This is a genomic window from Actinomadura physcomitrii (assembly GCF_008923205.2).
Lineage (GTDB): Bacteria > Actinomycetota > Actinomycetes > Streptosporangiales > Streptosporangiaceae > Spirillospora > Spirillospora physcomitrii.
In genome coordinates this window covers 1-18452 of sequence record NZ_WBMS02000077.1, presented here as the reverse complement: position 1 = coordinate 18452, position 18452 = coordinate 1, and the positions used below count along the sequence as shown (strand labels likewise).

Here is an 18452-nt window from a genome sequence, read left to right as displayed (position 1 = left end):
GGGCGGAGCCCCCGCCGGGGGGCGTGGGGGGGCTGGCCCCCCACCGGGGGTGGCCGAAGCCCGGAGCGGAGCGCTAGCGGAGCGGAGTGGCGCCGGGCGCCCCCGCTCCGGGGGGTGTGGGGGGTCGTCCCCCCACGTAAAGCACGCCCCCGCCGGGGGGCGTGGGGGGCTGGCCCCCCACCGGGGGTGGCCGAAGCCCGGAGCGGAGCGCTAGCGGAGTGGAGTGGCGCCGGGCGCCCCCGCTCCGGGGGGTGTGGGGGGTCGCCCACCCACATCTACAGGTACCAACCCGCAGCCGCACGCCAGTGGGTCCGAGGCGGCGCAGGGGCCGAGTGGGCGTCCCGCGATCTCCTTGAACAGCCGGGCGCCGGGTGAGGCGTCCGCCAGCGCGTCCGCCGCCAGCACCACTGCCGCCGCCGTGTAGGTGGAGCGGTCCCCGGGGAAGTGCCGCTTGTTCTCGAACTGCCAGCCCGTCCAGTACGAGCCGTCCTCGTGCCGGAGGTGCTGGATGGTGGTGAACAGCTCCAGTGCGCGGTCCCGGTCGCCTGCCGCGTCCAGCGCCATTACCAGCTCGCAGCTCTCCGCCGCCGTCACCCACGGCTGGTCGGCCACGCACCGGCAGCCGAGGCCCGGCACGACGAACTCGTCCCAGCCCTCCGCGAGCCGCCGCGCGCCGGCGTCGCCGCGCACCGGTCCGCCGAGCACCGGGTAGTACCAGTCCATCGACCAGCGGCTCTTGTCGGCGAACGCCTCCGGGTGCGCGGCCACCACGTGGCCGAGCTGGTCGGTGGCGAGTTCCCATTCCGGTTGCGGCTCGCCGAGGTGCTCGGCCAGTGCGACCGCGCAGCGCAGCGACTGGTAGATCGACGAGCAGCCGGTGAGCAGCGCGTGGTCGGACGCCGTGCCGTTCTCGTGCCGGATCCAGATGATCTCGCCGCGCCGGGTCTGCAGCCCGAGCGTGAAGTCGATCGCCCGCCGGACCGTAGGCCACATCCGCCGCGCGAAGTCCTCGTCGCCGGTGCAGACGAGCTCGTGCCAGACGCCCACCGCGACGTAGGCGGCGTGGTTGGACTCGCCGCCGGGCTCGGTGACCTCGCCCAGCACCCACTTGGCGGGCCACGACCCGTCCGGCCGCTGGACGCTCGCCAGCCACGCGTAGGCGCGGCGCGCCTGGGCGCCGAGGCCGGCGACGGTCAGCGCCATCGCCGCCTCGACGTGGTTCCAGGCGTCCACGTGGCCGGGCACGCCGCCGACAGGCGAGAACCACGGGATCGCGCCGGACTCCTCCTGCTGGCGGGCGATGCTGCGGGCGGTCGCGACGACGTCGTCGGCCGTCACGACGCCGGGCACGGCGGGGGGAGCGGGCTCAGACGGCATCCGCCGTCTCCCTGGCCGGGGGCGCGGGGGTGCTCGGCGTCGACGGCTTGGCGAAGTACACGACGACGCTCTTGCCGATCACCGGGTTCAGCGCGCGCTCGGCCAGCCGCGTCGCCAGCGGGCGCTTCATGATGTCCCAGACGAGGATCTGGTGGTAGGCCTTGGCGAGCGGGTTGCGGTCGTCGTTCACGCCGACCGCGCACTTGATCCACCAGTACGGGGCGTGCAGGCCGTGCGCGTGGTGGTGGCCGCCGACCCGGAAGCCGATCGACTTGAACTTCGCCTCCAGCTCGGCGCGCGTGTAGATCCGCACGTGGCCGCCGGGGGCGGTGTGGTAGTCCTCCGACAGCGCCCAGCAGACCCGCTCGGGCAGCCAGCTCGGCACCGTGACGGCGAGCTTCCCGCCCGGCTTCAGCACCCGCAGCAGCTCGCGCATCGCCCGCATGTCGTCGGGGATGTGCTCCAGCACCTCCGACGCGATGATCTTGTCGAAGTGGTCGTCGGGGAACGGCAGCGCCAGCGCGTCGCCCTGCACGGTCTCGGCGGTCGCGTCCGCGGGGACCTCGCCCGCCAGGCGCATGGCGCCGAACATCTTCTCGACGCCGGCCAGCTCGTCGGCGTCGAGGTCGAAGGCGACGACGTGGGCACCCCGGCGGTACAGCTCGAAGGCGTGCCGTCCGGCCCCGCATCCCATGTCGAGGATGCGGTCCCCGGGGGTGACGCGGAACCGCTGGAAATCCACGGTCAGCAGGGTCGTGCTCCTTCCGTACGGGGAGGCCCGGATCGGGTTCCCACAGCACTTGATGCGGCCCCTCGCGGGTGCCGCCCGTCTCAGCCGCGGCGGGCCCGCTTGGCGGCGGCGAGCCGCAGGTAGCCGTGTTCGCGGATCGCGGCGCGGTAGTGCTCGACGGTCGCCTTCGCCACCGCCGGCCAGGCGAACCGCTCCTGCACCCGGGCCAGCCCCGCGGCGCCTACGCGCGCGCGTTCCTCGGCGGAGTCGTGCAGCAGGCGCAGCGTCGCGGCCAGCTCCTCGACGTCGCCGGGCTGCACCAGCACGCCCGCGTCGCCGACGACCTCCGGCAGCGCGCCGGCGCGGCTCGCGACCAGCGGCGTCCCGGACGCCATGTGCTCGACGGCGGGCAGCGAGAAGCCCTCGTAGCGGGACGGGACGACGGCGATCTCCGCGGACGCCATCAGCTCGCCGAGCTCGTCGTCGCTGATGCCGCTGACGAACCGGACCCGGTCGCCGAGCGCGAGGTCGCGCACCAGCTTCTCGGTCGGGCCGTCCTTCTGCGGGCGGCTGACGACGATGACGTGCACGTCCCGCTCGGTGGCGACCTTGGCGACCGCGCGCAGCAGCACGTCCACGCCCTTGATCGGCGCGTCGGCGCTGGCCATCGCGACGATCCGGCCGGGGACGCGCTCGCCGCGCGGGTGGAAGATGCGGGTGTCGACGCCGAGCGGCAGGATCTCGATGTCGCGCGGGTCGACCCGGAAGTCCTTGACGATGTCGACCTTGGACGACTCCGACACCGTCAGCACCGGGCCGATCCGCCGCGACACCTGCGACTGCATGGCGACGAACCCGTACCAGCGGCGCTTGCCGAGCTTCTGCTTGACGCCCTGCGCCGCCTCCAGCTCGATCCGCCGGTCGACGCTGATCGGGTGGTGGATGCTGGTCACCAGCGGCAGGCCGAGCCGGGGGATGCCGAGGTTGCCGAGGCCGAGGACCTGGTTGTCGTGGACGACGTCGAAGTCGCGGCGGCGCCGCTTCAGCTCGCGCAGCGCGCGCAGGCTGAACGTCAGCGGCTCGGGGAAGCCGCCGGTCTTCATGTGCGCGAACTCCAGCACGTCGATCCAGTCGCGGAACTCCTCGCGGGCCGGCGTGCGGAACGGGTCCTCGTCCCGGTACAGGTCCAGGCTCGGGATCTTGGTGAGGGTGATCTCGTCGCGGTCCAGCTCCGGATACGGCTGGCCGGACAGCACCTCCACCGTGTGCCCGAGGTCGATCAGCTCCCGGCTCAGATGCCGGAGGTAGACGCCCTGGCCGCCGCAGTGCGGCTTGCTCCGGTAGGAGAGCAGGGCGACCCGCAACGGTCCGCCCGGCTCGTCTGCCTCACCCACGCCAGCCCCTGCCCACGCACCACTCCCGTCAGTCGCGGGACGCCGGTCGCACACGCACCGGCATCTCCTTTATGCCGTTGATGAAACTAGACCTTAGCCTCCGCACGTTACCGCCGAGTTCAATATTGGGCACAGTGTCCAAAAGTGTTTCGAAAAGCACACTCAGCTCCAGCCGGGCAAGGTGGGCGCCCAGGCAGAAGTGCGGCCCGCCGCCGCCGAACCCCAGGTGGGGGTTGGGGTCCCGGCCGACGTCGAAGGAGTACGGGTCGGCGAACACCGTCTCGTCGCGGTTGGCGGAGGAGTAGAACACCACGACCTTGTCGCCCTCGGCGATCTTGCGGCCGCCGAGCTCGGTGTCCTGGACGGCGGTGCGGCGGAACAGGTTCACCGGGGTGACCCAGCGGACGATCTCGTCCACCGCCGTGCGCACCAGCGCCCGGTCGGCCCGCAGCCGCGCCCACTGCTCGGGGTGCTCCAGCAGCGCGAGCATCCCGCCGGTCGCGGCGTTGCGGGTCGTCTCGTTGCCGGCCACCGACAGCAGCATCACGAACAGCTCGAACTCGTCGCCGTCCAGGACCTGGCCGTCGGCGTCCGGCTGCAGCAGCCTGGTGACGATGTCCTCGCGCGGGTTCTCGCGCCGGTCGGCGGCCAGCTCGTTGGCGTAGGCGTACAGCTGCGTCGCCGCCTCCTGGCCCTCCTCCGGCGTCCGCTGGAACTCCGGGTCGTCGCCGCCGATCAGCGTGTTCGACCAGGTGAAGATCTTCTCGCGGTCCTGCGGCGGGGCGCCGAGCAGCTCGCAGATGACGTACAGCGGCAGCGGGGCGGCGAGGTCGCGGACGAAGTCCGCCTCCTCGCCGCGCTCCACCGTCTCGGCCACCAGCCTCCCGCAGATCTCCCTGATGTGGTCGGCGAGCGCGCCGATCGCGCGCGGGGTGAACCCCCGGTTGACGATGCCGCGCTTGCGCGTGTGCTCCGGCGGATCCTGGTTCAGCATCATCAGCCGCTGCAGCGCCAGATGGTCCTCCGGCGGCTCGTCGAACAGCGCGAGCCGCTCGTAGGAGGAGAAGATCTCCGGATGCCGGGACACCCGCACCACGTCCGCGTGCCGGGTCACCGCCCAGAAGGGCGGGTTCCCCCGCCCCGGGTCGCCGTGGTGCCGGTGCACCGGGTCGTGCTCGCGCAGCCACGCCAGCTGCTCGTGGGGGACGCCGCCGCGCTCGTACGCGCCGGGCTCCACCAGCTCGATCTCGGGGGCGGGGCCGATCTCAGGGGTGGTGGTCATCGCGCCAGGACCTCCTTGTCCGCGGGACCTTGTCCAGGGGACCTCGATCGTCAACCTCGGCGGGGGGACGGGGTGAAGCGCACGGGCAGCTCCTTCAGCCCGTTGACGAAGTTGGAGCGCAGCCGGCGGGCCTCGCCGGCCTGCTCGATGTCGGGCATCCGGTCCAGGATCGTCTCGAAGATGATCTTCAGGTTCATCCGGGCCAGGTGGGTGCCGAGGCAGAAGTGCGGGCCGCCGCCGCCGAACCCGATGTGCGGGTTCGGGTCGCGGCCGACGTCGAACGAGAACGGGTCGTCGAACACCCGCTCGTCCCGGTTCGCCGACCCGTAGAACAGGACGACCTTGTCGCCCTTGCGGATCAGCCTGCCGCCCATCTCGACGTCCTCCATCGCCGTGCGGCGGAACTGGTTGATCGGGCTCACCCAGCGGACGATCTCCTCGACCGCCGTCGGCAGCAGGCTCCGGTCCGCCTTCAGCCGCGCCCACTGCTCGGGCCGCTCGAAGAACGCCTGCATGCCGCCCGCCGTCGCGGTCCGGGTCGTCTCGTTCCCGGCGATCGACAGCATGATGACGAAGAGCTGGAACTCCTCGTCGCTGATCCGGTTGCCGTCCGCGTCCGGGGTGAGCAGCTTGGTCACGATGTCGTCGCGCGGCGTGGACGCCCGCGCGGCGGCGAGCTCGCCCGCCCAGCCGGCGAACTCGGCGGCGCACAGCTGCGACTCGGTGCGGTCCCCGATGTACTCGGGGTCGTTGAAGGCCACCAGCTTGTTGGACCAGGCGAAGATCTTCTCGCGGTCCTCCAGCGGCGCGCCGAGCAGCTCGCAGATCGTGTAGAGCGGCAGCGGCGCCGCGAAGTGCTCGACGAAGTCGCACTCGCCCAGCTCGGCCGCCTCGTCGATCAGCCGGTTGCAGATCTCCCGGATGTGGTCCTGCAGCCTGCCGATCATCCGGGGGGTGAAGCCCTTGTTGACCATGCTGCGCAGCCGGGTGTGGTCCGGCGGGTCCTGGAACAGCATCATCTGCCCGTACAGCGCGATGTCCTCGTCGGTGAACTCCTCGAACATGGCCGACCGCTCGTGCGAGGAGTAGAGGTCGGGACGCCGCGACGCGCGCACCACGTCCTCGTGCCTGGTCACCGCCCAGAAGCCGTCGACCCCGTCGTTGGGGTCGGCGTGCCAGTGCACGGGGTCGTTGTCGCGCAGCCACGCGAACTGGCGGTGCGGGATGCCGCCGCGCTCGTAGACGCCGGGATCGATGATGTCGATCTCCGGGGCGACGAAGGCCGGGGTGGGAGCGGTACGGGTCACAGTGGCCATGGGTTTCCTTCGAGCCGGTGCGGGCTGGTCACTTGGAGGACGGGACGGTGGCTCCGTGTCGCGCCGCGCGGGGCCGGTCACCGGCGTCGGACGCCGGTCGGTCGGTTCTGTTATCGAGCGCTTGCTCGGGCATCCGGATATAGAACACGTTCTAACATGAGACTCGAGTCTCATCAAGGGTCCAGACGGTGGAGTGACTCGAATCGCATCGGGCCGTCACCCTGCGGCGACACCCCGATGCGCAAGGTGTCCGGTCATCTGGCCGGTGTAGGGCCGTCTGGGCGGGAATGTCACTAGATGTACGTGCCAGCGTTCGGGGATGGGAGGTCCCGCGATGTTGTTCGCGATCGTGGCCGGCGGGATCCTGGTGTACGCCGTCGTCGACCTCGTCAGGGCGGCGATCCGCAGACGGAGGGCGCGGCGCGCGGCACTGGCGCGCCCGCGGCTCTGGAACGAGCCGGAGGCGCTCACGGCCGCGGAGCTGGAGCGCCTCGCGGGCGCCGAGCCGGAGGCGCTGATGTGGACCGAGGACGACCAGCGCTGGCTCGAAAGCCGCCGGATCAGCCTGCGCTCCTGACCCGCACCGTTGACGTGTGGGGGGGGGGGGGGGGCCCCCCGCCCCCCCCCCCCCCCCCCCCGCCACAAGTCAACGTGTGAGGGTGTAGCGGAGCGGGTCGTCGGCGCCTTCGCGGCGGACGGCGCCGCGGTTCTCCAGGGTGCGCAGGTGGGCGGCGGCCTCGCCGGCGGCCATGCGGCGGGCGCTGAGCGGCATCTCCTCCCACGGGTGCCGCCACGTCAGGCCCGCGGTGATGTCCCAGAGCGTGACGGGACGCGACGACAGCAGCGCCGTCACCTCCGCCAGCCGCTCCTCGTGATGGCCGATGATCTCCCGCGCGCGCTCGGACAGGCCCGTGAACCGGTACTGGTGCGCCGGCAGCACCTCGCCCGTCGACATCGCGGAGATCTTGTCCAGCGAGCCGAGGAAGTCCGACAGCGGGTCGACGTCCGGGGTGTCGTACGGGTAGAGCCCGATGTGCGGCGTGATGCGCGGCAGGACGTGGTCGCCGGTGAACATCCGGTCGCCGTCCTCCAGGTGCAGGCAGATGTGGCCGGGGGAGTGCCCTGGCGTCCAGATGACGCGGAGCCTGCGGCCCGGCAGGTCGACCAGCTCGCCGTCGTCCAGCGCGCGGTCCGGCAGCGCCGGCGGGTCCGCCCGCGGCTGGTCCGTCCAGGCGGCCAGCTCGGACTCGGCGGCGCCCGCGCGGCGCATCGAGGTCAGCTCGAACGAGCTGCGCTCCGCCTCCCCGAGGCCGTTGTGGAACAGCTGGACGATCTCGGTGTCCGCGCGGTGCATCGCGATCCACGCGCCGGACGCCTCACGGACCCGCCCGGCGAGCCCCGCGTGGTCGGGGTGGAAGTGCGTGACGACGACGCCGCGCACGTCGGCGACGTCGATCCCGAAGGTGGCGAGGCCGTCGCGCAGGGCCGCCCAGGCGTCCTCGTGCTGCCAGCCCGCGTCGATGAGGACGGGGCCCTGCGGGCTCTCCACCGCGTACACGAGCGTGTAGGCCAGCGGGTTGCCCGGAATGGGGACGGGAACGCTCCAAAGCCCCCCGCCGAGATCCTCGGGTACCGGCTCCACGGGACCGCCTTTCGCGCCCAATCCGATCGGGCGAGTCGGTTGTGGGGACCCTAGCGGAACGCGGAACGGCGCTCCGCATCCGGGTCCCCACATATCGGACGTGCCGCTGGTCAGACGCGCTCGAGGATGCTCGCCGTGGACAGCGCGCCGCCGCAGCACATCGTGATCAGGGCCGTCTGGGCGTCGCGGCGCTCCAGCTCGTGCAGCGCCGTGGTGATGAGCCGGGCGCCCGTCGCGCCGACCGGGTGGCCGATCGCGATCGCGCCGCCGTTGACGTTGACGGTGTCCATGTCCGGCTCGTGCACCGACGCCCAGGACAGCGCGACCGACGCGAACGCCTCGTTGACCTCGCTGATGTCGATGTCGCCCATCGTCATCCCGGCCCGCGCGAGAACGCGCTCGGTCGACTGCACCGGCCCGTCCAGGTGGTAGTACGGCTCGCCGCCGACCAGCGCCTGCGCCCGGATCCGGGCGCGCGGCCGGATCCCCAGCTCGAACGCCTTCTCCTCGGACATCACGACCACGGCGGCGGCGCCGTCGGAGATCTGCGACGAGGTGCCGGCGGTGTGCAGCGAGCCCTCACCGAGGACGGGCTTGAGCTTGCCGAGGCCCTCCTTGGTCGTCTCGCGCAGGCCCTGGTCCCGGGTGACGGTGCGGGTCTCGCCGGTCGGGTTCCCCTCGGCGTCCAGCACGGGCGCCTTGATCGGCACGATCTCCCGTTCGAACCGGCCGTCCGCCCACGCCTTGGCGGCCAGCTGCTGGGACCGCGCTCCGAACGCGTCCAGGTCGTCGCGGGTGAGGCCGCGCCGCTGCGCGATCCGCTCGGCCGCCTCGAACTGGTTCGGCATGTCCAGCGACCAGTCGTCGGGACGCGGGTTGTGCGGCAGCACGTTGGTGCCGAGCGGCGCGCGGCTCATCACCTCGACGCCGCAGCCGATCGCGACGTCGACGACGCCGGCGGCGACCTGCGAGGCGGCCAGGTGGACGGCCTGCTGCGCCGAGCCGCACTGCGCGTCGATCGTGGTGACCCCGGTCTGCCAGGGCAGGCCCGCGTACAGCCAGGCGTACCGGCCGATGTGCGAGCCCTGCTCGCCGGCCTGCGTCACGCAGCCCGCGAAGACCTGTTCCACCTGCGCGGCGTCGATGCCGGCGCGCTCGACGGCGGCGATCAGCGCGTGGGACAGGACGGCCATCGGCTTCAGTCCCGCCAGCCAGCCGTTGCGCTTCCCGAGCGGCGTGCGCACCGCCTCGACGATCACCGGGGTACCCATGCGGTCTCCTTCTAGAACGGGATTCGCCTTCGACTGTAACCAGTTCTACTTTCCGTCGTAACCCCCGTCCCGCCCATCGGGATCACCTGTGATCACCCGGATCGCCGTGGAATCGCCGCGGGATCGTCCCGGGATCGGCGGCGCGCTCGCCGGCGCCGTTCGGAGCCGGGGCATTCGGGTGCCGCGGCCGTCCACTAGCCTGGGGCGTGCACTCCCCCCGCGCCGGAGACGCCCATGCCCGCTGATTTCGACGAGCCCGTGTTCGACGAGGACTTCGTCAGGAACGCCGCGTTCACCGAACCGTCCGCGCGCGAGCGCGCGCAGCCGCCCCGCCGCGCCCGGCGGTGGCGCCCGGCCGGACGCCTGCGCATCCTCGCCCGCCTGGCCCGGCGCGGCTACCGCGAGCCGAGCCACCGGCGGGCGGTCATCCAGGTGATCGGCGGCGTGCTCGTCCTGGTGGCCATCTCGGTCGCGCTGTGGTGGTGGCAGTCGGGGTCGCGCAAGAGCGACGAGGAGAACCCGGTCGGCCCGGCGGCGACCATCATCATCTCCCCGCTGCCCTCGGCCCCGCCCGCGCCCCAGGCCCCGACGGAGATACCGCGCGCCGCGGCGCCCGTCGGCCCGGACGTTCCGGCTGTGCCCGCCGGCTGACCCGGCGAAGTACTCATTCGGGATGGGTGTCGCTACTCACCGCAAATCAGGCTAGAACGCCTGGTCGGTCTTCCGTAAGGTCTCCCTATCCGGACGCGGCCGGAGCCCGCGAACCTGGCTTTCCACGCTTTCCACCCAGGACGAAAAAACCGGGGGACCAGCCCATGAGAGCCCGCATCACCGCCGTCGCCGCGCACCTGCCGCCGCGCGTCGTCACCAGCGCCGAGGTCGAGGCCCGCGTCGCCGCCGAGAGCCCCGGCTACCGGCCGCACCCCACCATCGTCGAGCGGATGACGGGGATCCGCGCCCGGCACGTCATGGACGACGGCGAGCAGGCCTCCGACCTCGCCGTCGCCGCCGCCCGCCGGGCGCTCGACCGGCGCGGCATCGGCGCGGACGCCGTCGACCTGCTCGTCTTCGGGTCCGCGTCGCAGGACCTCATCGAGCCCGCCACCGCGCACATCGCCGCCGCCAAGCTCGGCGCGTCCTGCCCGGTGTTCGACGTCAAGAACGCCTGCAACAGCTTCCTCAACGGGCTGCAGATGGCGGACGCGCTGATCCGCACCGGACAGCACGAGCGGGTCCTCGTCTGCACCGGCGAGAGCCCGTCCCGCGCGATCCGCTGGACGGTCCGCGACCGCGCCCAGTTCGCCGACGCGTTCGCCGGCTACACCCTGTCGGACGGCGGCGCCGCGATGCTCGTCGAGGCCGCGCCCGACGGCGGCATCTTCTACCGCGACTTCGCCGCCGTCTCCAGCGCCTGGGAGGTCGGCACGCTGCCCGCCGGCGGGTCGATGCACCCCCGCGACCCCGAGTACACCTACTTCTCGGGCGACGGTCGCCGGCTCAAGGACGCGTTCCTCGCGGCCGGCCCGCAGATCTTCACCGACGCCCTCACCAAGACCGGCCTGACCTGGGACGACTTCGCGGTCGTGGCCGTCCACCAGGTGACCCTGCCGTACCTGGAGGTGCTGCGGGCGGTGCTCGGCGTCCCGCCGGACCGGCTCGTCGTCACGCTGCCCGAGCACGGCAACGTCGCGTCCGCGAGCCTGCCGCTCCAGCTCGCCACCGCGATCGAGGCGGGCCGCTGCCGCCCCGGCGACCGGATCGCGCTCGTCGGCCTCGCCGGCGGCGTCAGCCTCGGCGTCATGTTCGCGGAGCTGTGACGATGCCCGAGCGTACGGCCCCGGCCGTGAACCTGTGGGTCGTCGTCCCCGCCTACGACGAGGAGCGCTCGATCGGCGCGACGCTGCACCGGCTCGCCGCGCAGACCGACTCCGGCTTCACCCTCGCCGTCGTCGACAACGGCAGCCGCGACGGGACCGCCGAGGTCGTCCGCGCGTTCGCCGAGGAGCACCCGGCGATGGACGTCCGGATCGTCCGGGAACCGGAGAAGGGCACGGGCGCCGCCGCCGACACCGGCTTCCGGCACGCCATCACCGCGGGCGCCACCCACATCGCCCGCACCGACGCCGACTGCCTGCCCGGCCCCGGCTGGGTCGCCGCGGTGAAGCGCGCGTTCGCGGACGGGCTGGAGATGGTGTCCGGTCCGCTGCGGCCCCGCACCGACGAGTTCCCGCTGAAGCTCTGGGAGCGCCGCCTGCTGCCCGCCGTGATCGGGATCGCCGCCGCGTTCGGCCGGTTCCGACCCGGCAACCAGGACCCGCTGTACCTCGGCCCGTACGTGATGATGCCGGGCTGCAACGTCGCCATCACCGCCGACCTGTACAAGCGGGCCGGCGGGTTCCCGCGCACCCGCATCGAGGACGTCCACGAGGACCGCGCGCTCGTCAACCGCGTCCGCTACCTGACCGACGCCTACGGCCTGCGCAAGGACGTCGTCGTGTACGGCTCGGTCCGGCGGCTCCGTGCGTTCGGGCTGGTCAGGACCCTCGGCTGGTACGCCGACCACCGCTACGTGCCCGAGGTGGTGGACATCCGATGAGGACCCTGGACTGGGAGCGGCGGCTCTACCTGACCGCGCATCCGTTCGCGTACCCGCTGCTGCGCGGCCTCGCCCGGCGCGGGCCGATCGTCCGGGTGCCGGGGCTCGGCGTCGTCGTGAACGCGGCGCCGCTCGCCCGCGAGGTGCTGATGGACGGCGAGACGTTCCGCAAGGACGGCCCCGGCTCGCCCGGCGAGCTGTGGACGCCCGTGCTCGGCCCGTCCGTCCTGCTGAACATGGAAGGCGACGCGCACCGCGCGCTCCGCCGCCGCCTCGCCGACCTGTTCACCCCGTCCTACACCGACGCGCTGTGCGCGCGTGTGCTCGCGGACCCGCTGGAGCGGCTCGCCGGCCGCCTCGCGCGCGGCGCGACCGTCGACCTCGTGGACGCCGCGCGCGTCCTGGCCGGAGCCGTGATCAGCGAGGTCATCGGCCTGGACGCGGGCGCCGAGGCGGACTGGCGGCACCTGTTCGAGCAGGGCGAGCGGATCGTGTCGATGGTGTCGCTGCGGACGCGGCGGCTCGGCCCGGCGCAAATCGCGCGGGCCCGCGCCGTCCTCGACCCGCTCGGCGCCATCGCCGCCAAGGCCTACGCCGCCGGCGACGAGTCGACGGTCATGGGCCGGATGCGGGCCCTCGGCCTCGCCGAGGACGAGGCGCGCGGCGCCGCCGGCGCGTTCTTCCTCACCGGCACCGAGACCGTCGCCACCCTGCTGCCCCGCCTGGTCGCGCTGCTCGCCGACTCGGGGCAGCTGCCGAGGGTCGCCGCGGCGCGCGGGCTGCTCGACCGGGCGATCGACGAGGCGATGCGCGTGACGACGCCGACGCCGGTGATGCTGCGGAGCGTGCACCGCCCGGCGGTCGTCGGCGGCGTCGCGATCCGCCCGGGTGACCGGGTGCTCATCGCCACCCACAACTGCTGCCGCGGCCTCGGTCCGTTCGATCTCGAACGGCCGCACCCGCCGGAACTGCGGCGCCTCTGGTTCGGCGCCGGCCCGCATTTCTGCATCGGCTACCCGCTCGCCACCGCGCAGATCCGCCGGGTCGCCCGGACGCTCCTGGACGCCGCGCCCTTGCGCATCACCGGCCGCGCCGCCGCCCGGGGCGTCCTCATCCCGACATACAGCCGTCTCACCGTCCGTTCGGAGGCCGTCGCATGACGCTCGTCCGGCAATTGCTCGACCAGGCCGCGCGGACACCGGACGGCGTCGCCCTGGTGTCCGGAAACGGTACGCGGCTCACCTACCGCGAATTGCGCCGTCAGGTGCTCGCCGTCCGGTACGGGCTCCTTTCCGCGGGTCTCGCGGAAGGCGACGGAGTGCTGTTCTCCGTCCGTCCGTCGCCGGAATCACTCGTTCTCGCGCTGGGCGTCGTCGCCGCCGGCGGAGTGGTGGTGTTCGCCGACCCCGGAGCCGGGCCGGAAATGTTCACGGCGCGTCTCCGGCTGGCGCGGCCACGCTGGTCCGCCGCGGAATCGGTGCTCTATGCGGGCAGTCGGCTGAGAATCGTCCGGGCCTATGCGCGGCGGCGCGGGCTGCTGCTCCCGAACCTCGCCGAACTGCGGATCCCCGGCGAGGACCCGATGCGGCACATCTTCGTCGGACGCCGCCTGCCCGGGGTGCCGCGAGGCTCGTTCCCGCTCGCCGACCTGCTGCGCGGCGACGCTCCCGAGCCGGCGCGGGACCCCGACCCCGGCGCCCCCGCGGCGGTCATCTTCACCTCCGGGACGACCGCCGCGCCGCGCGCCGTCGTCCATTCCCAGGCGTCCCTCGCCGCCGCGCTCGACCTTTTCCGCGAGCGCATGCCGCTCGGGCCGGGCGACGTCGTCCACACCGACCAGCTGATGCTCGGACTTCCGACGCTGATATCGGGCTCCCGGTGGTCCATGCCGCCGCTGTTCTGCTCGCCCGCCGATTTCGTGCGGCTCATGCGCGAGCGCGGTGCCACCCACACCTTCTGCGTCCCCGTCCACCTCGCCGAAATTCTTGACGTGGCACCGGAACTGCCGCCATCGCTCCGGTATCTGCTGCTCGGCGCCGCACCGGCACCCGCCGGAATACTGAAACGCGCGATGAGCGCGACGTCCGCCGAAGTACTCTCCGTCTATGCCATGACCGAGATCCTGCCGGTCGCGATCGCGTCGGCGGAGGAGAAACTCGCGCACACCTCTTCCGGCGCCGAAGGAGACCTTCTGGGCGCTCCTCTCCCGGGCGTCGGGGCGCGGCTGGCCGACGACGGCGAACTGCTCCTTTCCGGCCCCAACCTCTGCCGCGGCTATCTCGGCGCCGAACCATTCAAGGAACTCGCCACAGGCGACCTGGCCCGCCTGGACGACGGACGGATCGTCCTGACCGGCCGGAAGAAGGACATGCTCATCCGCGGCAAATTCAACCTCTACCCCGGCCTTTACGAGCCGTCGATCGCCGCGCTCCCCGGCGTCGGCGAGGCCGCCATCGTCGGCGTCCCCGACCCCGAGACCGGCGACGAGGAGGTCGTCCTCGCCGTCACCGGCCCCGCCGACCCCGCGCGCCTGCGCCGCGACCTCCCCGCCGTCATCGACCACGACGCCCTGCCCGACCGCGTCATCGTCCTCGACGCGCTGCCCCGCTGCGGCCGCACCCGCAAACTCGACCGCGACCGCCTCCGCGACCTCGCGGCGCGGCACCGGGGGACCGGCGGATGAGGATCGCCGTCACCGGCGCGTCCGGCTTCGTCGGCGGCGCCGTCTGCCGCGCCCTGACCAGCCGCGGCATCACCGCCCACGCGTTCGGCCGGCGGCCGTCCGTCCCGCCCGGCCACCTCGCCGGCGCCGCCTACCGGTCCTGGGACCTCACCCGCGGCCCGATCCCGGACGCGCCCGCCGTCGACGCCGTCGTCCACTGCGCGGGCAGCGCCACCGACTGGGGACGGCCCGCCGACCTGTTCGCCGCCAACCTCACCGGCACCCGCAACGCCCTCGCGTCCTTCCCCGGCGCGCGGTTCGTGCACGTCAGCACCGCCAGCGTGTACGACCCGTTCCGGCCCAGCGTCATGGCCACCGAGGACCAGGCGCCCGTCGCCCGCTACCTCAACGCCTACGGCGCGTCCAAGGCCGCCGCCGAACGCCTCGCCCTCGGGCGCGGCGCGATCGTCCTGCGCCCGCACGCCGTCTACGGGCCCGGCGACACCACGCTGCTGCCGCGCGTCCTGTCCGCCGTCCGCGGCCCGATCCTGCCCGCCGTCGGGACGGGCCGCCTGCGGATCAGCCTGACCTCGATCGCCAATCTCGTCCAGGCGTGCCTGCTCGCCGCGACCGGCCCCGCCGCGTCCGGCGTCTTCAACGTCGCCGACGCCGCCCCCGTCACGATCGACGACGCGTTCCGCCAGCTCCTCGCCGAACGCGGCATCGCGGCCCGGCCCGTCTACATCCCCGCCGGCCTCGCCCGGCCCCTCGCCGCCGCCGCCGAGGGCGCGTTCCTGCTGGCCCGCCGCCCTCGACCGCCGCGCCTCACCCGCTACGCGATCAGCCACCTCGCCGTCGAGCGGACCCTCGACATCACCGCCGCCCGCGACGTCCTCGGCTACACCCCGCACGCCACCGCCTTCAAAGGCGCCGCCGCCTGGTGATCGTCAACTGCCGGTTGACGATCCCCGATCGTCAACCTATGGTTGACGCATGAGCGAACCCACGCAGAGCGGCGTCCAGATCCGCCTGGACGACCTCATCGCCGCGATCAAGAAGGTCCACCCCGACGCCCTCGAACAGCTCACCAGCGCCGTCGTCGCCGCCGAGCACCTCGGCGAGGTCGCCGACCACCTCATCGGCCACTTCGTCGACCAGGCCCGCCGCTCCGGCGCGTCCTGGACCGACATCGGCAGGAGCATGGGCGTCACCAAGCAGGCCGCCCAGAAGCGCTTCGTCCCCAAGGACCCGCCCGCCGACCTCGACCCGTCCCAAGGCTTCTCCCGCTACACCCTCCGCGCCCGCAACGTCGTCGTCGGCTCGCAGAACGAGGCCCGCGCCGCCGGCAGCGCCGAGATCACCCCCGCTCACCTCGTCCTCGGGCTCATCGCCGACCCCGAGTCGCTCGCCTGCAAGGCCATCACCGCGCAGGACGTGCTGCTCGACACCGTCCGGCAGGCCGCCACCGCCGCGCTGCCGCCCGAGTCCGCCGAGGTGCCCGCCCTCATCCCGTTCGACCAGGACGCCAAGAAGGCGCTCGAGCTGACCTTCCGCGAGGCCCTCCGCCTCGGCCACAACTACATCGGCACCGAGCACATCCTCCTCGCCCTCCTCGAACACGAGAACGGCAAGGGCGTCCTCGCCGAGGCCGGCGTCACCAAGCCCGCCGCCGAGGCCCACATCACCGCCGCCCTCGCCGCCATCGTCGCCGGGCTGCCGAAGTAGCCGCCCGACCGGCCGGAGCTCCCCCGAGTTGCCGCCCGGCACTCGGGGGCTGCGCGCTGCGCCGGCCGGTCGCGAGCAGCGCCGTCACCGGCTCGGCCCTGGTCATCTGCCGCGGGGGCCGCGCCGCCCGCCGCCGCCGGTTCGAACGGAACGCTGTGCGCCATCCGCAGACCGGTCGCCGGCGGGTGTGGTGCGCAGTGGCCGATCGAGGCGGCGTTCTCGCGAATCGGTGGTCGTCACCGGATGATCGGTTCTTCGGGGCCGCCGAGTCTTCGCATTGTTCGCGTTGTTCGATCGCGTGGGCCTGATAGTGGCGCCGCAGGCGCATGGACGTGACTCGGCGTGGTGCCGACGGACAAAGAGTCCCAGCCGCTGGGTGCCCCGGGTGGAAGCGGGTGCTCGCAGGATACGGCAGGTATGCGCGAGTGCGGCGGGTGTTCGCAGGGTGTAGCGGGTGTTCGCAGGGTGTAGCGGGTGTGCGCGGGGTGTAGCGGGTGTGCGCGGGTGGGGGTAGGCGCGTCGACGGACGGTCGACGACGCGCGGGCGCCCGGGGTGGTGTTCGTGCGATGAGTTGGTCATTCGCGCGGTGCGCAGGAGGAGCCCGGCTCTCGGGGTGGCAGGGGGAAGGGGGCTGTGCAGGTCTCGGGGTGAGCGGCTTGGGGTGTTGGGTGACTTGGGGAGTTTGGGGCAACGGTGAGAGCGGTGACTGGGAAGGGGGCGTTCGGGTGCTCTACATGATTCGGGTGCTCTTTAGGGGTGTTCGGGCGCGGCGGGCGCGTCGGTGGGAGGGGTGTTCGGGCGCGGCGGGCGCGTCGGGCGCGTCGGTGGGGGGGTGTTCGGATGCGTCGGTGGGAGGGGTGTTCGGATGCGTCGGCGGGAGGGGTGTTCGGATGCGTCGGCGGAAGGGGTGTTCGGGTGGTGGGGTGGCGCTTGCGTACGGGGCCGCCCCTCCAAAGTCAAGGGCGCCTTCGGCGTCGCTTCGCGATGGACTTCGTCCACCCTTGACTGTGGAGCCTCTGCGGCCCCTGGGCAGGTGATAGGGGCAGGCTCCGCCTGCCCCGCCCCCGGGTCGCGCCACCCCACCACCCCCCTCCGTCAGGGAGGTCGAGCGGCGCCTTAACGACGCTTCACTGTCTGTCCGACCTCTCTGGGAGGTTGTTGAGCATGGACGTCATGATGCAGCTCGTCATCGACTGCGTTGATCCAGAGAGGATGGTGGCCTTCTGGTGCGAGACTCTCGGGTACGTGCCCGAGCCACCACCCGATGGTCATACCAGCTGGCGAAAGTACTGGACAGCGTTAGGGGTCCCCGAAGCCGAGTTGCCCGCCGGGGCCGGTGAGGCATCGGAGTCGATCATCGATCCGGCAGGGCAGGGGCCCAGGGTGTGGTTCCAATGTGTTCCCGAACCGAAGGTCGTCAAGAACCGAGTGCACCTCGACCTGAAGGTGAGCGGCGGCCGTGGCGTCCCCATGGGTGTGCGGGTGCAGCGGGCCAATGTCACGGTCGAGCGGCTGACCGGGGCTGGCGCAACAGTGCTGCGGACACTGGAAGGGGCTGGGACTACTTCGCCGTCGTCCTCCAAGACCCGGAAGGCAACGAGTTCTGCGTCGGCTAGGGTCGCGCGAGCATGCCGATCCGCCAGGATCTGATTGATCCGGGCGCACCGGCGAAGGAAGCTACGGCCCAGTCGAGGGTGGTGTCTGGTGGTCCGGTCGCCCCTCGGGAATCGGCTGGCGCGTGTCAGGTGCCGCAGACCCCGGTTAAGAGCCGCTCGGTGGTTATCCAGGTGCTTGGATCAGGCAGCCCCGGCCGCGATGGTGACCCACTGGCGTGCGGTGCGGGTGTGCGGTGTGGTGTGGGCATGCCGAGTCAGCCCGGGACCCGAGTGGTTCCGGGCGGGCTCGGCGGTCATGCCGGTCGTGCTGGTGGGGTGGGTTATGCGGCCCAGTCGAGGGGGTCGTCGGGTGGGCCGGTGCCGCCCGGTGGCCCGGTTGCGGCTCGGGCGTCGGCCGGTGGGAGCAGCCGGTAGACATATCGCCCGTCGGGATCCTTGGTGATGTGGATCTGGTCGGGGCTGGTGTGTTTGAAGCGGTTGTGCCATCCGCAGGTGAGGGCGAGTTGGTCGATGTCGGTGGGGCTGCCGAGTGCCCATCCGTGGACGTGGTCGACCTCGCACAACGTCCCCGGCATCTCACACCCCCGCACCGCACACGAGGGGTACAGGGTTTCGAGAACCTGGCGTTGCGCAGCACTCGCGAACCGTTCCCGGTACCCGAGGTACAGCGGGGTGTTCCCGCGTCCGAGCAGGAGGGGTGAGACTCCGGCGGTCAGGGCGATGCGGCGGGCTTGGGCGGCGGGGATGGGGGTGCCGTCGGTGAGGCGGGCGGGGGCGTTGCCGCCGGTGAGGGTGTCCAGGTCGCAGATGACGGTGACCTTGGAGGCCTTGTGCCCGCCC

The 18452-nt window shown here is 72.7% G+C and carries 17 protein-coding genes; 9 read left to right on the top strand and 8 right to left on the bottom strand.

Going from position 1 to position 18452, the window contains the following annotated elements:
- Window positions 1–210: 210 nt before the first annotated feature.
- The 5 genes from F8568_RS45550 to F8568_RS45530 form a co-directional block, all read right to left on the bottom strand.
- A complete protein-coding gene (locus tag F8568_RS45550; protein WP_151600419.1) occupies window positions 211–1377 on the bottom strand; it encodes a prenyltransferase in 1167 nt (388 codons plus the stop codon).
- Entirely contained in the window at window positions 1367–2128 is a 762-nt protein-coding gene (locus tag F8568_RS45545; protein WP_202126145.1) for a class I SAM-dependent methyltransferase, read from the bottom strand. The genes F8568_RS45550 and F8568_RS45545 overlap by 11 nt, the downstream gene beginning before the upstream one ends.
- An 80-nt stretch (window positions 2129–2208) precedes the next feature.
- Window positions 2209–3501, bottom strand: coding sequence for a glycosyltransferase family 4 protein (locus F8568_RS45540; protein ID WP_151600417.1), 1293 nt, complete (start codon window positions 3499–3501; stop codon window positions 2209–2211).
- A 28-nt stretch (window positions 3502–3529) separates the two neighbouring features.
- Window positions 3530–4783, bottom strand: coding sequence for a cytochrome P450 (locus F8568_RS45535; protein WP_151600416.1), 1254 nt, complete (start codon window positions 4781–4783; stop codon window positions 3530–3532).
- 50 nt (window positions 4784–4833) lie between these two features.
- The gene (locus tag F8568_RS45530) at window positions 4834–6099 is read right to left on the bottom strand and encodes a cytochrome P450 (protein ID WP_151600415.1); all 1266 of its coding nucleotides are present in this window, start codon (window positions 6097–6099) and stop codon (window positions 4834–4836) included.
- Window positions 6100–6433: 334 nt separating this feature from the next.
- Here F8568_RS45530 and F8568_RS45525 point away from each other — a divergent pair, with 334 nt between their 5' ends.
- Window positions 6434–6676: a hypothetical protein gene (locus tag F8568_RS45525; RefSeq protein WP_151600414.1), complete on the top strand. Its 243-nt coding sequence runs from the start codon at window positions 6434–6436 to the stop codon at window positions 6674–6676.
- A 69-nt stretch (window positions 6677–6745) separates the two neighbouring features.
- Here F8568_RS45525 and F8568_RS45520 read toward each other — a convergent pair whose 3' ends face one another.
- Both F8568_RS45520 and F8568_RS45515 read right to left on the bottom strand, forming a co-directional pair.
- Window positions 6746–7741 (bottom strand): MBL fold metallo-hydrolase, encoded by a 996-nt coding sequence (locus F8568_RS45520; protein WP_151600413.1) that lies wholly within the window; start codon window positions 7739–7741, stop codon window positions 6746–6748.
- 110 nt (window positions 7742–7851) lie between these two features.
- On the bottom strand, window positions 7852–9012 hold the full coding sequence (locus F8568_RS45515; protein WP_151600412.1) for a steroid 3-ketoacyl-CoA thiolase: 1161 nt from the start codon (window positions 9010–9012) through the stop codon (window positions 7852–7854).
- A 234-nt stretch (window positions 9013–9246) separates the two neighbouring features.
- Between F8568_RS45515 and F8568_RS45510 the strand changes: the two genes are divergently transcribed.
- The 8 genes from F8568_RS45510 (at window position 9247) to F8568_RS51440 (ending at window position 17646) form a co-directional block, all read left to right on the top strand.
- On the top strand, window positions 9247–9663 hold the full coding sequence (locus F8568_RS45510; RefSeq protein ID WP_151600411.1) for an SCO2583/SCO2584 N-terminal domain-containing protein: 417 nt from the start codon (window positions 9247–9249) through the stop codon (window positions 9661–9663).
- Window positions 9664–9827: 164 nt separating this feature from the next.
- Complete coding sequence (locus F8568_RS45505) at window positions 9828–10829, top strand: 3-oxoacyl-ACP synthase III family protein (protein WP_151600410.1); 1002 nt, start codon at window positions 9828–9830, stop codon at window positions 10827–10829.
- A gap of 2 nt (window positions 10830–10831) precedes the next feature.
- Window positions 10832–11608 carry a glycosyltransferase family 2 protein gene (locus F8568_RS45500; protein ID WP_202126142.1) on the top strand — a complete coding sequence of 259 codons (777 nt, stop codon included), beginning with the start codon at window positions 10832–10834 and terminating at the stop codon, window positions 11606–11608.
- The gene (locus F8568_RS45495; protein WP_151600409.1) at window positions 11605–12768 is read left to right on the top strand and encodes a cytochrome P450; all 1164 of its coding nucleotides are present in this window, start codon (window positions 11605–11607) and stop codon (window positions 12766–12768) included. Before F8568_RS45500 ends, F8568_RS45495 begins: the two co-directional genes overlap by 4 nt.
- Window positions 12765–14291 (top strand): class I adenylate-forming enzyme family protein, encoded by a 1527-nt coding sequence (locus F8568_RS45490; protein ID WP_151600408.1) that lies wholly within the window; start codon window positions 12765–12767, stop codon window positions 14289–14291. Before F8568_RS45495 ends, F8568_RS45490 begins: the two co-directional genes overlap by 4 nt.
- Complete coding sequence (locus tag F8568_RS45485; protein WP_151600407.1) at window positions 14288–15214, top strand: NAD-dependent epimerase/dehydratase family protein; 927 nt, start codon at window positions 14288–14290, stop codon at window positions 15212–15214. Before F8568_RS45490 ends, F8568_RS45485 begins: the two co-directional genes overlap by 4 nt.
- Window positions 15215–15263: 49 nt before the next feature.
- The gene (locus F8568_RS45480; protein WP_151600406.1) at window positions 15264–15995 is read left to right on the top strand and encodes a Clp protease N-terminal domain-containing protein; all 732 of its coding nucleotides are present in this window, start codon (window positions 15264–15266) and stop codon (window positions 15993–15995) included.
- Window positions 15996–17160: 1165 nt separating this feature from the next.
- On the top strand, window positions 17161–17646 hold the full coding sequence (locus tag F8568_RS51440) for a VOC family protein (RefSeq protein WP_407924528.1): 486 nt from the start codon (window positions 17161–17163) through the stop codon (window positions 17644–17646).
- Between the two features lie 286 nt (window positions 17647–17932).
- Here the strand turns inward: F8568_RS51440 and F8568_RS45470 are convergent.
- The coding region (locus tag F8568_RS45470) for an HNH endonuclease signature motif containing protein (RefSeq protein WP_151600405.1) at window positions 17933–18452 on the bottom strand (520 nt) is incomplete at its 5' end.